This is a genomic window from Haloplanus vescus (assembly GCF_900107665.1).
Classification (GTDB): Archaea; Halobacteriota; Halobacteria; order Halobacteriales; family Haloferacaceae; genus Haloplanus; species Haloplanus vescus.
In genome coordinates, this window is the sequence record NZ_FNQT01000006.1 from 32022 (window position 1) to 47361 (window position 15340).

At 65.1% G+C, this 15340-nt stretch carries 19 protein-coding genes; 10 read left to right on the plus strand and 9 right to left on the minus strand.

Annotated features, from left to right (window positions below):
- Positions 1-73: 73 nt before the first annotated feature.
- Complete coding sequence (locus tag BLU18_RS13630) at positions 74-1606, plus strand: amidohydrolase (RefSeq protein WP_092635842.1); 1533 nt, start codon at positions 74-76, stop codon at positions 1604-1606.
- 25 nt (positions 1607-1631) lie between these two features.
- Entirely contained in the window at positions 1632-2444 is an 813-nt protein-coding gene (pyrF, locus tag BLU18_RS13635; protein ID WP_092635844.1) for an orotidine-5'-phosphate decarboxylase, read from the plus strand.
- Here the strand turns inward: pyrF and BLU18_RS13640 are convergent.
- On the minus strand, positions 2441-2581 hold the full coding sequence (locus BLU18_RS13640) for a zinc finger HIT domain-containing protein (protein ID WP_143025274.1): 141 nt from the start codon (positions 2579-2581) through the stop codon (positions 2441-2443). The two genes, pyrF and BLU18_RS13640, sit on opposite strands and share 4 nt — an antisense overlap.
- Before the next feature lie 68 nt (positions 2582-2649).
- Positions 2650-3381: a DUF7847 domain-containing protein gene (locus tag BLU18_RS13645; RefSeq protein WP_092635848.1), complete on the minus strand. Its 732-nt coding sequence runs from the start codon at positions 3379-3381 to the stop codon at positions 2650-2652.
- Positions 3382-3483: 102 nt separating this feature from the next.
- Between BLU18_RS13645 and BLU18_RS13650 the strand changes: the two genes are divergently transcribed.
- From BLU18_RS13650 to BLU18_RS15205, 3 genes are read left to right on the plus strand one after another with little or no spacing between them, the layout of a single operon-like run.
- Positions 3484-3957, plus strand: a complete 474-nt coding sequence (locus BLU18_RS13650; protein ID WP_092635978.1) for a J domain-containing protein — start codon at positions 3484-3486, stop codon at positions 3955-3957.
- A gap of 60 nt (positions 3958-4017) precedes the next feature.
- Positions 4018-5619 carry a GTPBP1 family GTP-binding protein gene (locus BLU18_RS13655; protein WP_092635850.1) on the plus strand — a complete coding sequence of 534 codons (1602 nt, stop codon included), beginning with the start codon at positions 4018-4020 and terminating at the stop codon, positions 5617-5619.
- Positions 5620-5745 (plus strand): hypothetical protein, encoded by a 126-nt coding sequence (locus BLU18_RS15205; RefSeq protein WP_281241041.1) that lies wholly within the window; start codon positions 5620-5622, stop codon positions 5743-5745.
- On the opposite strand, the gene BLU18_RS13660 is transcribed toward BLU18_RS15205, so the two are convergent.
- Genes BLU18_RS13660 through BLU18_RS13680 form a run of 5 tightly spaced genes read right to left on the minus strand, consistent with a single transcriptional unit; the run spans position 5720 to position 11537 of the window.
- Positions 5720-6817, minus strand: a complete 1098-nt coding sequence (locus tag BLU18_RS13660; protein WP_092635852.1) for an ABC transporter ATP-binding protein — start codon at positions 6815-6817, stop codon at positions 5720-5722. The genes BLU18_RS15205 and BLU18_RS13660 overlap by 26 nt on opposite strands.
- A complete protein-coding gene (locus tag BLU18_RS13665) occupies positions 6814-7932 on the minus strand; it encodes an ABC transporter ATP-binding protein (protein WP_092635854.1) in 1119 nt (372 codons plus the stop codon). The genes BLU18_RS13660 and BLU18_RS13665 overlap by 4 nt, the downstream gene beginning before the upstream one ends.
- Entirely contained in the window at positions 7929-8834 is a 906-nt protein-coding gene (locus tag BLU18_RS13670) for an ABC transporter permease (RefSeq protein WP_092635857.1), read from the minus strand. Before BLU18_RS13670 ends, BLU18_RS13665 begins: the two co-directional genes overlap by 4 nt.
- Complete coding sequence (locus BLU18_RS13675; protein ID WP_092635859.1) at positions 8834-9793, minus strand: ABC transporter permease; 960 nt, start codon at positions 9791-9793, stop codon at positions 8834-8836. The genes BLU18_RS13670 and BLU18_RS13675 overlap by 1 nt, the downstream gene beginning before the upstream one ends.
- A 1-nt stretch (position 9794) precedes the next feature.
- The gene (locus BLU18_RS13680; RefSeq protein WP_092635861.1) at positions 9795-11537 is read right to left on the minus strand and encodes an ABC transporter substrate-binding protein; all 1743 of its coding nucleotides are present in this window, start codon (positions 11535-11537) and stop codon (positions 9795-9797) included.
- Between the two features lie 271 nt (positions 11538-11808).
- On the opposite strand from BLU18_RS13680, the gene BLU18_RS13685 reads away from it, so the two are divergent.
- The gene (locus BLU18_RS13685; protein ID WP_092635863.1) at positions 11809-12132 is read left to right on the plus strand and encodes a hypothetical protein; all 324 of its coding nucleotides are present in this window, start codon (positions 11809-11811) and stop codon (positions 12130-12132) included.
- A gap of 3 nt (positions 12133-12135) precedes the next feature.
- Here BLU18_RS13685 and BLU18_RS13690 read toward each other — a convergent pair whose 3' ends face one another.
- Together BLU18_RS13690 and BLU18_RS14980 are read right to left on the minus strand one after the other, a co-directional pair.
- Positions 12136-12327: a hypothetical protein gene (locus BLU18_RS13690; protein WP_092635865.1), complete on the minus strand. Its 192-nt coding sequence runs from the start codon at positions 12325-12327 to the stop codon at positions 12136-12138.
- Positions 12324-12476, minus strand: a complete 153-nt coding sequence (locus BLU18_RS14980; protein WP_176791252.1) for a hypothetical protein — start codon at positions 12474-12476, stop codon at positions 12324-12326. Before BLU18_RS14980 ends, BLU18_RS13690 begins: the two co-directional genes overlap by 4 nt.
- A gap of 229 nt (positions 12477-12705) precedes the next feature.
- On the opposite strand from BLU18_RS14980, the gene BLU18_RS13695 reads away from it, so the two are divergent.
- From BLU18_RS13695 to BLU18_RS14625, 4 genes are all read left to right on the plus strand, one after another.
- On the plus strand, positions 12706-13017 hold the full coding sequence (locus BLU18_RS13695; protein WP_092635867.1) for an ASCH domain-containing protein: 312 nt from the start codon (positions 12706-12708) through the stop codon (positions 13015-13017).
- Between the two features lie 72 nt (positions 13018-13089).
- Positions 13090-14094 (plus strand): zinc-binding dehydrogenase, encoded by a 1005-nt coding sequence (locus BLU18_RS13700; RefSeq protein WP_092635869.1) that lies wholly within the window; start codon positions 13090-13092, stop codon positions 14092-14094.
- A 240-nt stretch (positions 14095-14334) separates the two neighbouring features.
- Entirely contained in the window at positions 14335-14535 is a 201-nt protein-coding gene (locus tag BLU18_RS14620) for a transcriptional regulator (RefSeq protein ID WP_143025275.1), read from the plus strand.
- Between the two features lie 191 nt (positions 14536-14726).
- Positions 14727-15338, plus strand: coding sequence for a hypothetical protein (locus BLU18_RS14625; protein ID WP_143025276.1), 612 nt, complete (start codon positions 14727-14729; stop codon positions 15336-15338).
- Positions 15339-15340: the final 2 nt, after the last annotated feature.

A 15340-nucleotide genomic window follows, 5' to 3' on the forward strand; every position in this document is an offset into this window, starting at 1 on the left:
ACGGCGTCCGTCGGGCGCGGCGCTGAATCGCTCGCCCCAAAGCGTTAACGCGCTCGCCCGCGGCAGGTCGATTATGACCGCGGCCGCCGACCTCCTGTTGACGAACGCGGAGGTTCACACCCTCGCCCGTCCCGACGAGACTCACGAGGCCGTCGCCGTCCGCGACGGCCGCATCGTCCGCGTCGGCGACGCCTACGAACTCGACTTCCTCGCCGGCGTCGACACCCGTGTCGTCGACTGCGAGGGCGGAGTCCTCCTCCCCGGCTTCATCGACGCCCACACCCACCTCGACGTGCTGGGCCGTCGCCTCGTCCACGCCGACCTCTCCGAGGCCGAGAGTCGGGCCGAGGCGCTCGATATCCTACAGTCCCGGGCCGAGGCCGTCGACGCCGGCGACCCCGTCCTCGGCGTCGGCTACGACGAACACGCGTGGGGCGAGCGCGACTACCTCACGCGCGCTGACCTCGACGCCGTCGACGCCGCGGGCCCCGTCGTCGCCGTGCGCGAGGACCTCCACGTCGTCTCACTCGACACCACCGCTGTCGAGCGCTACCTCCCCGACCCGTCCGCGGACGGTGTCCGGCGCGACGCCGCGGGGCCGACGGGCGTCGTCGTCGAGGAGGCTGCGAAGACGGTCCTCGACGCTCTCGAACCGGGCGCCGACGAGATGGCGCGACTGCTCCGGGCGGCCCAAGACCACGCCACCGCCCGTGGCGTCACGGGCGTCCACGACATGATTCGGCGGCCGCAGGCCGCCCGCGCCTACCGCGATTTGGCTCGGGACGGCGCCCTGTCGCTTCGGGTGCGACTCAACTACTGGGCGGACCACCTCGACGCCCTGCAGGACGCGGGCTTGCGGACGAACCACGGCGACGGACTGGTTCGCGTCGGCGCGCTCAAGACGTACACGGACGGAAGCCTCGGCGGGCGGACGGCGCGACTCTCGGAACCCTATGCCGACGCCCCCGACGAGCGTGGGGAGTGGGTCGTCGACCCGGCGGCGCTCCAGTCGCTGTTTGAGGCGGCCGAGGCCGCCGGCTTTCAGGTGGCCGTCCACGCCATCGGCGACGAAGCGGTCGACGCCGTCGCCGAGGCGTTCGCGGACGGCGACTCGACGGCGCGGCATCGAATCGAACACGCCGAACTCGCGAGCGACGCGACTATCGACCGACTGGCCGACGCCGGCGCCGTCGCCTCGGTCCAGCCCAACTTCCATCGCTGGGCGGGCGAGTCGGGGCTGTACGCCGACCGACTGGGCGAGCGCTGGCGCGAGACGAACCGTCTCCGCCGACTGGTCGACGCGGGCGTCCCCCTCGCGTTCGGGAGCGACGGGATGCCACTCGACCCGCTCTACGGCGTGCATCGCGCCGTCAACGCACCGACCGACGCACAGGGCCTCGGCGTGACCGAGGCGCTCCGGGCGTACACCCTCGGGAGCGCGTACGCCGGCTTCGACGAGGACCGACTGGGAACGGTCGAACCGGGCAAGTGCGCCGATTTGGTCGTCCTTGACGACTCGCCGTGGGAGCGGTCGGGCGCCATCGACGACATCGACGTGACGCTGACCGTCGTCGACGGCGCCGTCGTGTACGAAGCGGATACTTAAGTCCGACCCACCGCGATGCATCTCCATGACCGCGTTCTTCGACCACCTGCGCGAGCGAATCGACCGCGTGGACAGCGTCGTCTCGGTCGGCCTCGACGCCGACCCGGACCGCATCCCCGACTTCCTCGACGACCGCGACCTGCCGCGCTGGGCCTTCAACCGCCGAATCATCGACGCGACGCACGAACACGCCGCCTGCTACAAGCCCAACGCGGCGTTCTACGAGGACGCCGACGGGTGGCGGGCGCTCCGCGAGACAATCGCCTACGCCCACGGGAAGGACGTGCCCGTGTTGCTGGACGCCAAGCGCGCCGATATCGGCAACACCTCGCGGCGGTACGCCGACTTGCTCGACACGGCCGACGCCATCACGGTGAATCCGTACATGGGTCGGGACTCGCTCGACCCCTTCCTCTCTCGCGAGGAGGCGGGCGTGTTCGTCCTCTGTCGCACCTCGAACCCCGGCGGCGCCGACCTGCAGGACCTCGAACTCGCCTCGGGCGAACCGCTGTACCGGCGCGTGGCGGCGCTCGCCGACCTCTGGAACGAGCACGGAAACGTCGGCCTCGTCGTGGGCGCGACGGCGCCCGAGGAACTCGAGACGCTCCGGCAGGAGGTCCCCGACCTCCCCTTCCTCGTCCCCGGCGTGGGCGCGCAGGGCGGCGACGCGGAGGCGGCGGTCGAGTATGGCCTCGCGGACGGCGTCGGCCTCGTCAACTCCTCGCGGGGCATCATCTTCGCGGGCGAGGACGCCCCCGACGGGGACGAAGGGGCGTACTTCGGGGCGGCGGGACAGGCCGCCCGGCAGCTGCAGCGTCGACTCAACCAGTTCCGCTAACGCAGTCCACCGGCACAGCCGGCACACAGACCGCTCTCGCGGTCGTAGTGGGCCGGACAGACCGCGGCGCCACACGCGTCGCAGGTGTATCTGGCCGTCGCGGACTCACAGACCTGACAGAGTGTCGTGACGCTCATGCGTGAGCGTTCGGCGGCCGGCGGTTTCAGCGTGTGGTCGGACTCGGGCACGTCGCCGTCGGCAATCGCTATCGAGCCATGGGCGACACACCGTCGCGCAGTTGCTCGAACGCCACCGACATCACCGCGAGGTTGAACAGCGTCACCGGCGTGAAACACGCGGCAGCGAGCACCGGCATCACCACGCCGTAGCCCGCGAGAGAGAGGACGACGTTCGCCACGCCGAAGACGATGCCGACGGCGAAGGCGACGGCGAACACGACGACGAGGACGCCCAGAATCGGCAGGCGGTCGCCGCGCGAGAGCGCCCAGCTCCGCCGCATCGCCGTCACGAAGTTGTCGTTCTCGACGGCGATGTACATCGGCAGGAACGCGAAGCTGACCGTCAGGAAGATTCCGGGGACGAGGAGGAGGACGAAGCCGACGCTGACGAGCACCATCGTCACCAGGCCGCCGACGAAGAGGTTGGGGACGGTCCACGCCAACCCCTCGGTGTAGTACTCCCGCGGGACGGCGTCGCGCTCGCCCGCAACGAACGTCCGCGTCGCGACGATGCTCATCGTCGAGAGACCGAGGAGACAGACGAGGACGACGACGCCGGCGAGGGGCGTCGGGAGCGAAACCGGCGTGGGGAGCGTCGCTTCGAGACCCCAGCGAGCGTACAGCGCGTTCAGAAAGGCGTTGTACCCGACCTGATAGACGACGTACAGGGCGGCGTAGACGACGGTAAAGAGCGCGCCGGTTCGACTGGCGAAGCGATAGCCGCCTTGCTTCAGGGCGGCACCGATTTGGAGGGACATGCGCCCCGAAATCGTTGGTTATCTGTCGTGTATCTTTCGGTCCCCTCGGGGTCGACAGATTTCGCCGGGACGCTTACAGTCGTGGCACCCCGAAACGGGGACGTGGACAGGGACCGACTCGTCCTCGGACTCGCGGCGGTGTTCGCTGGCCTGACGGTGGTCCTCGTAGTCGTGGCGTTCGTCCGCCAACTGTTCTTGCTGTTCTTGGCGCTCCCGTTCGCGGCGACGACGTACCTGATGTGGAAGCACGCGACGGGTCGCATCGAGGCCCGCGCCCGGCAGCGAGTTCGGACCGGCCCTCAGCGCGGCGCTCGACGGCGTGACGCTCGCCGCCGCGTCGCCGACGGCGTGGGCGCCCGTTCCTCGCGAGGCACCTCGCGTACCGCCCCGTCGTCGACTCAGTCGCTCTCCCGGCGCGAGGCGTACGATATCCTCGGACTCGACTCCGACGCGAGCGACGATGCGGTCAAGCGCGCCTATCGGGCGAAGGTAAAGGAGGTTCACCCCGATGCCGACGGCGGCGACGAAGCGGCGTTCAAGCGGGTGAAGCGCGCCTACGAGCGACTGCAACCGTAATGTGACAACTATACACACACGACGGAAAGGGTTTTGTCGTGTGATTACCTACCGCGCCACATGACCGCCGATCGGGCCGTGCTGGAAGCGGCCCTGGAACGCGGTGAAGAGGAGGGCGGCCCAATCGAGTTCAAGGAACGCCTCTCCCGAGACGTCCACCTCAGCGACGGTCGGATGGAGAGTCTCGCAGCGCAGTTGCGCCATCGCGTGCTCTCCGGTGACGGCGAGGCGACGTACGTCGTCGGTGTCACGGACGACGGTCACGTCGCCGGTATCGAGCCGACGGCTTTCTCCGAATCGATGGACGTGCTCTCCCTACTCGCCGAGGAGTCCGGCGCGCACATCGAGGACGTGGAGACGTGGGGCGTCGGCGGTGCAGACGGCGAGGGTATCGTCGGCGTCGCGACGATTCGTGAGGGATCCATTCTAGACACCGACGACTCCCACATCGTCGTCGGGACGGCGGGCCACGTCGACCACGGCAAGAGCACGCTGGTCGGGTCGCTCGTCACCGGCGAGGCCGACGACGGGCAGGGCGAGACGCGGTCGTATCTCGACGTGCAGCCCCACGAGGTCGAACGCGGCCTCTCGGCGGACCTCTCCTACGCGGTGTACGGCTTCGACGCCGGCGGCCCGGTTCGCATGGACAACCCCCACCGGAAGTCGGACCGCGCCCGCGTCGTCGAGGAGGCGGACCGCCTCGTATCCTTCGTCGACACCGTCGGTCACGAACCGTGGCTTCGGACGACCATCCGTGGGCTGGTGGGCCAGAAACTCGACTACGGCCTGCTGACCGTCGCGGCCGACGACGGGCCCACCGAAACCACGCGCGAACACCTCGGCATCCTGCTCGCGACGGAACTGCCGACGCTCGTGGCCATCACCAAGACCGACGTGGTGAGCGACGAACGCGTCGCCGAGGTGGAACGGGAGGTGGAGCGACTGCTCCGCGACGTTGGCGAGACGCCGCTCCGCATCGAGCGACACGGTGTCGAGGCCGCCGCGGAGGAGATAGGCGACGTGGTGCCTGTCCTCCGAACCAGCGCCGTCGACGGCACGGGACTGGACACGCTGGACCACCTCTTCGAGCGACTGCCGAAGACCAACGGCGACGACGGCGACTTCCGGATGTACATCGACCGCACGTACTCGGTGACGGGCGTCGGCGCCGTCGCCTCCGGGACGGTCAACTCCGGCACCGTCGAGGCGGGCGACCCCCTCCTCATCGGCCCCATGCCCGACGGCTCCTTCCGCGAGGTGGAGGTCCGATCCATCGAGATGCACTACCACCGCGTCGACCGGGCGGAGGCCGGCCGCATCGTCGGCATCGCGCTCAAGGGCATCGCCGAACGCGACATCGAACGCGGGATGGTGCTGCTACCCGCCGATGCCGACCCCACGCCCGTCCGCGAGTTCGAGGCCGAGGTGATGGTGCTCAACCACCCCACGCGCATCGGCACGGGCTACGAACCCGTCGTCCACTTAGAGACGGTCAGCGAGGCGGCCATCTTCCGCCCCGAGGGCGGCCACCTTCTCCCCGGTGACCGCGGGACGGCGACGGTCGAGTTCAAATTCCGCCCCTATCTCGTCGAAGAGGGGCAGCGGTTCGTCTTCCGCGAGGGCCGGAGCAAGGGCGTCGGCACCGTCACCGACATCTCGTAGATGGGCTGGCACGGGTCGTCGCTCCGCGTCGTCGCCGTCGCCGTCTACACCGCGCTCGGGAAAATCGACGCGCACGCCGCCGGCACGAGAGTGACCGTCGTTAGGAGTCGGTGGACTCCTGAATGATATCGCGTTCGGCTCGCGACGGCGGGGTGTGAGTTGCTCGCTCTTCCTCGCTCCGGTCGAGCCAGTGGCAGGCGGCCTCGTGGTCGCCGTCGCCCTCGACGGACTGGAGGCCGGGCTGTTCGCCTGAACAGCGCCCGTCGATGAACTCCGGACAGCGCGGGTGGAACCGGCAGCCCGAGGGCGGATTCGTCGCGCTCGGCGGCTCGCCCTCGAGGTGCGTGCGGGTCCCGCGCTCGCCACCGACCTCCGGGATGGCGTCGAGGAGCGCCCGCGTGTACGGATGCTGGGGATTGTCGAAGATGTCGGCGGCCGTCCCTCGCTCGACAATTTCTCCCGCGTACATGACGGCGATTCGGTCACACACCTGCCGGACGACGTTGAGGTCGTGCGATATCAGCAGGTAGGAGAGGTCGAACTCCCGCTGAAGCCGGTTGATGAGGTTCAGAATCTGTGCCTGCAGCGTCACGTCGAGCGCTGACACGGGTTCGTCGAAGACGACGAGGTCGGGCTCGGTCACGAGCGCGCGACAGAGGCCGACGCGCTGACGCTGGCCGCCCGAGAGTTCGTGCGGGTAGGCACTCATCTGTGATGGGGTCAGCCCCACCTCCTCGAACAGGTCGGCGACGCGTGCCCACTTCTCCTCGCCCGAAGCGATATCGTGCACCGTGAGCGGCCGTGCGACGGTTTCACCGACCGTCTTTCGCGGGTTGAGCGACGACATCGGATCCTGAAAGACGTACTGTACCCGTCGGCGGATGGGTCGGAGCTGTCGCCCCGAGTACGTCTCGATGTGTTCGTTGTCGAAGATGACGCTCCCGTCAGTCGGCTCGTAGAGCCGGGAGACTGTTCGTCCGAGCGTGCTCTTGCCGGATCCGGACTCGCCGACGATGCCAACCGTCTCGCCGGCGCGAACGGTCAGGTCGACGCCGTCGACGGCGCGGACGACTCGGTTCTCGCCGAACAGCCGGTCGAACAGCCCTTCATCGAGCGGGAAGTGTTTCTTGATATTCGTCGCCTGCAGGAGCTCTGCTCGGTTCGTCTCGGTGGCGGTGTCGCTGTCGCTTGTGCTCATCCGTCGGTCACCTCGGTAGCAGTTGTTCTGTCGTCGACCGCGCCGTTCACCTCGCTGGCTCGTCGTGTCGGGCCGTCCCACGACACTTCGGGGTCGTCTCCCTCCGTGTAGAGATGACAGCGCGTCACGTGGCCGTCGTCGACGACGTGTTCCGGCAGGGGGTCGGAACACGCGTCGAACGCGGCGGGACAGCGGTCACGGAACGGGCAGCCGTCGGGGCGTTCGGACGGCTCCGGTGCTGATCCCGGAATCGTCGCCAGTTCGCCGTCGGACGGCGCCTGTTCGGGAATACTCCGGAGCAGGCCCTTCGTGTAGGGATGGGCCGGGTTCTCGAACAGCTGGTCCGTCCGCCCGTGTTCCATCACCGACCCCGAGTACATCACGGTCACGCTGTCACAGGTTTCCGCGACGACGCCGAGGTCGTGGGTGATAAGAAGCATCGCGACCCCGAACTCGTCACACAGATGCTGGAGTTCGTCGAGGATGCCGGCCTCCACGGTCACGTCGAGCGCCGTGGTTGGTTCGTCGGCGACGATCAGGTCGGGATCGCCCCCGAGCGCCGACGCGATCATCACGCGCTGGCGCTGGCCACCGCTCAACTGGTGGGGGTAGGTCATCGCCACGTCCTCGGGGTCTGCGATGCCGACGGTCTCCAGCAGTTCGACCGCGCGGCGCCACGAGGCGGCGGACGTGCGCGTTCCGGTGACGTACTTCCGCCGCAGTTCGCTCAGCAGGCCCGCCGATTCGTCAACGTCGCCGTGGTGTCTGACGACCTCGGCGATCTGTTCGCCGACGGTCATGACGGGGTTGAGCGCCGAGAGGGCGTCCTGAAACACCATGGCGATGTCGTCGCCCCGAACTTGGCGCATCTCCGCCTCGGATTTCGCGTAGAGGTCCTCGCCGCGGTAGTCGAAGCGGTCGGCGGACACCTCGGCGCCGTCGAGGAGCCGCATGATCGAACGCGCAGTCACGCTCTTGCCCGACCCCGATTCGCCGACCAGTCCGTGAATCTCGCCGCTCTCGACCTGCAGGTCGACGCCGTCGACCGCCGGGACGTCCGGGCCGCCCTGCACCGGGAAGGTCACGGCGAGGTTCTCGATATCGAGGAGCGTCACGGTGCTCCCTCCTCCCCGCGTACGTCGAAGGCGTCGCGGAGTGCGTCGCCGAACAGGTTGATGCCGAGGACGGTCACGACGATGGCGATACCGGGGATGATCGAAATCCACCAGGCCTGTCCGATGAGGCTCCGTCCCTGTCCGAGGAGCGCGCCCCATGTCGGCGTGGTCGGCTTGACGCCGATGCCGAGGAAAGAGAGCGTACTTTCGGCGAGCATCGCCCGCGCGACGAGGACGGTGAACTGGACGATAAGCGGCGCCACCGCGTTGGGAAGCACCTCCTCGACCATTATTCGGGTGTCCGTCAGACCGACGTTTTTCGCCGCGAGGACGAACTCCTCTTCGCGAATCGACAGCACTTCGCCGCGCGCGAGGCGGGCGAAGTCGTCGATGTACGCGAAGGCGATGGCGGCGATGACGTTCCAGACGCTCTGCCCGAACACCGCGACGAGCATGATGGCGATCAGGAGCCACGGGAACGCCCAGAGGACGTCCACGAAGCGCATGAGTGCGTCGTCGACCCACCCGCCGAAGTAGCCGGCGACGACGCCGAGGGTGACGCCGAAGACGGCGCCGATGGTGACGGCTCCGAGGCTGACGCCGAGGCTGATTCGCGCGCCGTACATCATCCGCGAGAGCAGGTCTCGACCGAACGAGTCGGTTCCAAGGGGGTGAGCGCCGGTCAGCGACGGCGCTTGCATGAGTGCGAACTCCTGCGCCATCGGATCGTACGGCGCCAGTTCGGGCGCGAAGGCGGCCGCGAGGACGAATAGGACGACGGCCGTCAGGCCGAAGGTGGCCTTGTAGTCACCCGAGAACGTCTCGCGGAGGCGGTCGAAGCGGTCGACACGGACCCCGAAGACTGTCCGCTCGTCGCCGTAGCCGCCGTAGTCGGCGCCCATCAGGCCTCACCCCCGTAGCGGATCTTCGGATTGATAGACATGTACAACAGGTCGACGAAGAGGTTCATGAACACGAATATGACCGAGATGACGATGACCGATCCCTGCACGATGGGGAAGTCCTGTCGTTCGATGGAGCGAATCAGCAGACGCCCGAAGCCCTGAATGCCGAACACCATCTCGACGGCGACGATGCCGCCCAGGAGGAGCGCAAAGAGGATGCCGGCGACGGTCACGACGGGCAGGAGCGCGTTCTGCAGGCCGTGTTTCAACAGCACCAGTCGCGGCGGCAACCCCTTCGCGCGGGCAGTCTGCATGTAATCCTCGCTCAACACCTCGAGCATCGAGGACCGAGTCATGCGGGTGATGATGCCGGCGTAGGGGAGTCCCACCGCCGCCGCCGGCAGGATGACGTGGGCAAGCCACGGACCTACTCCCTCGCTGATCGAGGCGTAGCCGTACGACGGAATCGCCGACACGACCGACCCGACAGTCAGCAGGAGGACGATGCCGATCCAGAACGAGGGCATGCTGATGCCGAGGAAGGCGACGCCAGTCGCGACGTAGTCCTCCCACTGGTTTCGCCGCGTCGCGCTGACGATTCCCGCGGGGATGGCGATCAGAATGGCGATGCTAATACCGACGACCCCAATACTCAGCGTCGGTTCCGCGGCGCCGGCGATGCGTCCGAGGACGGGTTCGCCGGTGTATATCGACGTCCCGAAGTCCCCTCTCGCCAGGTCGGCCATCCAGCGGCCGTACTGGACGTAAATGGGCTGATCGAGGCCGAGTTCGGCGCGCACCGCCGCGATGGCGTCGGCGTCGGCGTCACCTCCGAGTATCAGGCGTGCGGGGTCGCCCGGGATGGACCTAATCGCGACGAACACCGTGGTCGCGACCACGTAGATGACCAGAATCGCTTGCAGCGTCCGTTTCGCGACGTACCGTTGGATGCCCATTTCACTCGAGTTGTGCGGTGTGGAAGTTGCTCAGTCCGGCTTGATTCCCGACGCCGGTGAGATTCGACGTGCTCGCCTTCGGAATTAGCGGGAACGTCGTCATGGCCCATGCGGTGTCCTCGAGGAACAGCTCTTCGGCCTGCCGGAGGAGTTCTGTTCGTGTCTCCATATCGGAAGTTCTGTAGTCTTCCTCGAGGAGGGAGTTGAACTCGGAGTTCTGGTAGAGATTCGCCTGCCACGCACCCGCCGAGCCGGACTCGACCGGCGTCTTGAGCTGCTTCCACAGCGACATCCACGGGTCGATGTCGACGTAGCCGTCGTACATCACGAGTTCGTTCTCGTAGCGGTAGAGGTTGTCCCAGTAGGCCGACTCCTGCTGGACGTTGAGTTCGACTTCGATGCCGACCTGCGAGAGCATCTCCTGCACCACGGTCATCCGTCGCTCGTCGCTCGGAGTGCCAAGCAGCGAGAGGCTCATCCGCGGCTCGCCCGTGTAGCCGGCGTCGTCGAGGAGTTGCTGGGCCGCTTCTGGATCGTAGTACTGGCCCGGTTCCGGTTCTTCCTCGTAGAGCCACGCGATGGCGGGATTGAAGACGGAGTGTGCGGGTTCGGCGTAGCCGAAGAAAGCCCGTTCGATGAGCGCCTCGCGGTCGATGGCCATGGCGATGGCCTCCCGAACCTGCGGGTCGGTCGTCGGAAGGTCCTCGTCCGACCACTTGTCGGTCGGCTCGCCGGCACCGCTCGCGTACTGCTGCCACTCGACCTCTGCCGGGTCGTTACACAGCGGCGCGATGCAGAACCACGCGCCCGGATTCGTCCCCACGACGTCGAGCGAATCCATCGATTCGGCCTGCCCGGCGTTCTGTGGCGGAATGCTGTTGGAGTACTGAAGCTCCCCGCCCCGCATCGCCGTCCACATCGTCGATGGTTCCGGGATGAGGTCGATCCGAACCGAGTCGAGGTAGGGGAGTGCGTTCCCGTCCTCGTCCGTTTCGAAGTAGCCGTCGTGGGCCTCCAGTTGTAGGTACTCACCCGACTCGCGGTCGGTGAGTTCGAACGCGCCGCTCCCGACGGGCATCCGGTTGTACTCGTCGGGGTTCTCCGTGGCGCTCGGGGCATGGACGATGGTGCCCGCGCGTCCTGGCCCTCGGGTCAGGAACGAGATGAAGGGCCCGACCGTCTCCGAGAGGCTGATACGTAGCGTCGTTTCGTCTTCGGCAGTGATGCTCTCGACCGACGACACCTTCCCGAGATGCGGCGAGTCGTCGAGGCTCATGAGCCGTTCGAGTGACGCCTTCACGGCGGCGGCGTCGAGCGGGTCGCCGTTGTGGAACGTCGCCCCCTCCTTCAGGTCGAACACGTACGTCGAACTGTCCGGGAGCGACCAGTCGTTGGCGAGGTCACCCACAATAGCGCCGTCCGATCCAATCTTGACTAGCCCGCTGTAGATGTTCGAGGAGACGTAGATCTCCTGGCCCTTGTCGATGTAGTGGGGGTCGAGGTACTCGATTTCGTCGATGTTCCAGCCGGCACTGATCGATCCACCGCTGGAGCCACCGTCGCTCGCTCCGCTCGATTCGTCCGAGCCGCTCGAACTGCTTTCGCCCGAGCTATCGGTCGATTCCGAGCTATCCCCGCTCCCACCGCTGCAGCCTGCCAGCCCGGTCAATCCGCCCGCTGCGAGTAGTTTCGTCGCCGTCCGTCGGTCGATCCGTGGTCCCTCGAGGTCCTCTTTGTCGAACATTAGTGTCTCAGTTGGCTCCGCTGGTGCCCGCGCTGCTCTTCGAACTCGTGTACTCTATGCACGTATCTGCACTATTCAACGAAAATCCTGCGTGGTTATCCTCTATCACGACGATTGTACTGGAGTTTGTCCGGATATATATTCCTTATCCTAGCATATGTCCGAATACGCTAGAGGCGTGTGTGGGTATAATAGGCAATAATACACATCATAGGTCGCGGCGGTAGGTCGCGTCACAAACGCTTTGTCACTCTACGGCCCTGCGTTCCCCATGGGAGACACTGACGGACCCATCATGTCTGGCGATGCCGACGGCCACCCGAACGGCGGTACCTGTCCGGCGTGCAAGCGAGAGTACGAACGCGCACTCGCGTTCACGGACGCGACGGGCGTGCTCCGCGGCGAGATTTCCGGGGATTTCTGTCTCACACCGGAGTATCTCTTCGTCCACTCCGCGCTCACGATTTCGGCGCCCGACGACGACTTCCCGACCCGAACGATCGGCGCAATGGGGAATCGAAAAGAGGTGCCGGTCGACCCGACGGCGGTATCGGACGTGTGGGCCTCCGACGGCGACCCGCCCGATTCGGCGTGACGCTCACCGAACTTCTTCGAGCGACACCGCAGTCGACTGGTCGACCGTGACCCACTCCGTCGCGAGACGCTCCGTCTCCGGCGTGAAAACGGTCAGTTCCGAGGGGTTCGACGGGTCGTCGTAGAGACACTCCAGTTCGAACTCCGGCTCGGTCCCGAGCGCCGTCACCACTGGCATCGCGTCTTCTGCACTCATCCGTTCGTGCGGGCACAGCGACTGCACAGTCGCCGCCCGCCCCGCGTCTCGTCGACGGGGACGCTCATCCCACACCCCACGCACTGTACCCGCGTGCGAGCGTACTCCGTGTGCGAGGCGACCCGCGTTCCGTTCTCGTGTTCGACCATACACGACCATATGACCAAGGGAATAAATATTTTCCGGACGATTGGGCTTTCAATTCTCTTATTCTGTCTGTATATGGTTACAAAGGGCATCAAAATATTATATTTTTATTCCAAATTCTGTTTCGTTGGATGTTCGTTCGTGAGACGACTCACGTTGACGCCGTGGACGGACGTACGTTCGATTCCGTCCCGGCCGACCGCTTTTGTCGCTCCGTCCCGACGACTGCGTATGGCACAGCTCGACCCCGATACGCTCCTCCCGAACGACCGGATGCGCCAACAGGCACTCGACGGCGACGTGACACAGATTCACCGCGGGCAGCGATACGCCGACGAGGGCGACACCTTCGCGCTCGACGACACGACGTTCGAAGTCGTCGACGTGACCGAGCGAACTCTCGGCGACATGACCGACGCCGACGCCCGCGCCGAGGGGGCGCGTGACCTCGACCACTACAAGCAGATTCTGGAACGCGCTCACGACAACTTCGAGTGGGACGACGACTCCGACATCGTCCGGCATCGCTTCGAGAAGCGCTAATCCGCTCGTCGAAAGCCCACCCAAATCTCCTCGGGCGCGGGGTATAGAGGGCCGAGTCCCCAAGGGTCGTCGATGCCTTCCGAGATGGACGCCTACACGATTGCAGAGTTCGGCGACCCCGACGTGTTCGAGCAGACCACCGTCGAGGTTCCCGACCCCGCGCCCGACGAGATTCGAGTCGAAGTCGTCGCCTCCAGCGTCAACCCCGTCGACTACAAGATTCGGCAGGGGTATATCCCCGAGTTCACGCCCGAGTTCCCGGCAACGTTACACTGCGACGTTTCCGGCGTCGTCGACGCCGTCGGTGAGGACGTAGAGGCGTTCGACGTCGGCGACGAGGTGTACGGCATGCCCGGCGGCGCGGGCCGACAGGGGTCGCTCGCCGACTACGTGGTCGGCCACGCGGGCACGTTCGCCCACGCCCCCGACTCGATTCCGCTCGAAGACAGCGCCGCCCTCCCCGTCGTCGCCCTGACCGCGTGGGAGATGCTCGCCGACAAGACCAGCGTCGACATCGACGACGACGTGTTGGTCTACGGCGCGACCGGCGGCGTCGGCCACATCGGCGTCCAACTCGCCGACTGGTTCGGCGCGAACGTCGTCGCGACTGGCTCCACCGACGCGAAACGCTCACTCGCCGCGGACCTCGGCGCCGACGCCACGGTCGACTACACGCAGACCGATGTCGCGACGTACGTCGACGAGTACACCGGCGGCGACGGGTTCGACGTGGTCTTCGACCCCATCGGCGACGACCACATCAACACGTCGTTCGAGGCGGTCCAGCCATACGGCGCCGTCGTCACCACCGAATCGAGCGAGGCAGAGGACGTCGACCTCGCACCGATGCACGCCACCTCCCTCGAACTCGGCGTCGTCCTCGTCATCTACCCGGTGCTGGCCGGTGAGCGACAGGAGCGCATCGGCGAGGAACTGGACACCATCGCGACCCTCGTCGACAAGGGCACGGTCGCCCCGCACATCGACGACCGCTACACCTTCGACGAGGTTGCCGACGCCCATCGACGCGCCGAGGAAGGCGACTTCGTGGGCAAGCTGTTGCTCGTCAACGAGTGAGCGACGGCGTCGCGGCACCTCCCGGAGTCACGGGATAACTCTCTCGTCTCTCATACGGAGGATTGATATTCGCTGGCCACGTCTCTGAGTATGGCTTCCGCTTAGGATACGGAGGCACATGCGGACCCGACACCTTATCGGGGTCCGTTTCCTGCACGCTCTGGAGCCGTGGCGCTCGTGAGAAGTTGTGGTGACTATCAGGAGGTATTTTTGGGTGAGGTCAGTGGCTGGGGAACGGGTATGGCCGATGAGATCTTGGAAGCACTTCTGCAGGGTTCGACGCTCTTTCCATCAATCATCGGAGAGAACATCGACCATTCGAGAAGAGGTGTGAACTGCCGACTGAACACTCTTCAAGCATCAGGCTTCGTAGATAAAGTTGATCGAGGAAAGTATAAAAATTCTAAGAAAAGGAATGCATTCATTGAAGAGACAGATTGAATTCTGATTCTGGAGTTGCAAATGGGCTCTTTGAAATCCTATCTACGATTTTGATTAGGGATCTGAGTCGGCAGAAGGTAGCGGAGATAATGGATGGTGGTCGTCTAATATTGGACCATCGCTCTCAGAAGAGAATAAGGACAACAAATTAATGCTGTGGGCCTTTGGATTTAGCCCAACTGATTGAACCGATGACGATAACTGCTAGAGACCGTCGGGAAGTATCCGAAGCTGTATCTCCCTTTAGCGTACAGAATGCCCTCTATGATGACACTCCCAATGTCATCAAAAACATGTTGCGAGAATTGGCGGAGAGACCTGTCGTTCCCGATGGTGTCGAATTGAGTGAACGAGTGATTAGGGACATCTGTGATCAGAAAGAACTGGGAAGCACGAGGCTCCGGATTGATAATCGGCTGAGTGCTGAGTTGAGTCAACATTCCTTTGAAGCGGAATATACGACAGGATTGGATATTGACGATCTAAAGCAGAAAGTGGAGAAACCGCAGTATTCCTATCCTGCAGTAGAATTATCTCTGGAGATCTATGAGCCAACTGGATATGAGATTCAATTAGATTCCAATGGACGAGCCCGATCTCTTAGCGTATTGGTCATGTGTATAAATCATGATTCCGTGCTGATGTACGACCCACTAAAATATGCAGACACGGATATATCTGGGAGCTTGGAAGCGACTGAAGTAGACAAAAAAGAATTCGTAAAGGGTTGGAAAGGAAGACTTGAAACCACGAGCGCCCTCTGGGTGGAAGAGACAGACCAACAGAGATTATCTCAATATTAACG

Bases quoted from the DNA above. Each gene is read 5' to 3' on its own strand.
- BLU18_RS13630 (WP_092635842.1), top strand. From the start codon at position 74: ATGACCGCGGCCGCCGACCTCCTGTTGACGAACGCGGAGGTTCACACC.
- pyrF (WP_092635844.1), top strand. From the start codon at position 1,632: ATGACCGCGTTCTTCGACCACCTGCGCGAGCGAATCGACCGCGTGGAC.
- BLU18_RS13640 (WP_143025274.1), bottom strand. From the start codon at position 2,581: ATGAGCGTCACGACACTCTGTCAGGTCTGTGAGTCCGCGACGGCCAGA.
- BLU18_RS13645 (WP_092635848.1), bottom strand. From the start codon at position 3,381: ATGTCCCTCCAAATCGGTGCCGCCCTGAAGCAAGGCGGCTATCGCTTC.
- BLU18_RS13655 (WP_092635850.1), top strand. From the start codon at position 4,018: ATGACCGCCGATCGGGCCGTGCTGGAAGCGGCCCTGGAACGCGGTGAA.
- BLU18_RS15205 (WP_281241041.1), top strand. From the start codon at position 5,620: ATGGGCTGGCACGGGTCGTCGCTCCGCGTCGTCGCCGTCGCCGTCTAC.
- BLU18_RS13660 (WP_092635852.1), bottom strand. From the start codon at position 6,817: ATGAGCACAAGCGACAGCGACACCGCCACCGAGACGAACCGAGCAGAG.
- BLU18_RS13670 (WP_092635857.1), bottom strand. From the start codon at position 8,834: ATGGGCGCCGACTACGGCGGCTACGGCGACGAGCGGACAGTCTTCGGG.
- BLU18_RS13675 (WP_092635859.1), bottom strand. From the start codon at position 9,793: ATGGGCATCCAACGGTACGTCGCGAAACGGACGCTGCAAGCGATTCTG.
- BLU18_RS13680 (WP_092635861.1), bottom strand. From the start codon at position 11,537: ATGTTCGACAAAGAGGACCTCGAGGGACCACGGATCGACCGACGGACG.
- BLU18_RS13685 (WP_092635863.1), top strand. From the start codon at position 11,809: ATGGGAGACACTGACGGACCCATCATGTCTGGCGATGCCGACGGCCAC.
- BLU18_RS13690 (WP_092635865.1), bottom strand. From the start codon at position 12,327: ATGAGTGCAGAAGACGCGATGCCAGTGGTGACGGCGCTCGGGACCGAG.
- BLU18_RS14980 (WP_176791252.1), bottom strand. From the start codon at position 12,476: ATGGTCGAACACGAGAACGGAACGCGGGTCGCCTCGCACACGGAGTAC.
- BLU18_RS13695 (WP_092635867.1), top strand. From the start codon at position 12,706: ATGGCACAGCTCGACCCCGATACGCTCCTCCCGAACGACCGGATGCGC.
- BLU18_RS13700 (WP_092635869.1), top strand. From the start codon at position 13,090: ATGCCTTCCGAGATGGACGCCTACACGATTGCAGAGTTCGGCGACCCC.
- BLU18_RS14620 (WP_143025275.1), top strand. From the start codon at position 14,335: ATGGCCGATGAGATCTTGGAAGCACTTCTGCAGGGTTCGACGCTCTTT.
- BLU18_RS14625 (WP_143025276.1), top strand. From the start codon at position 14,727: ATGACGATAACTGCTAGAGACCGTCGGGAAGTATCCGAAGCTGTATCT.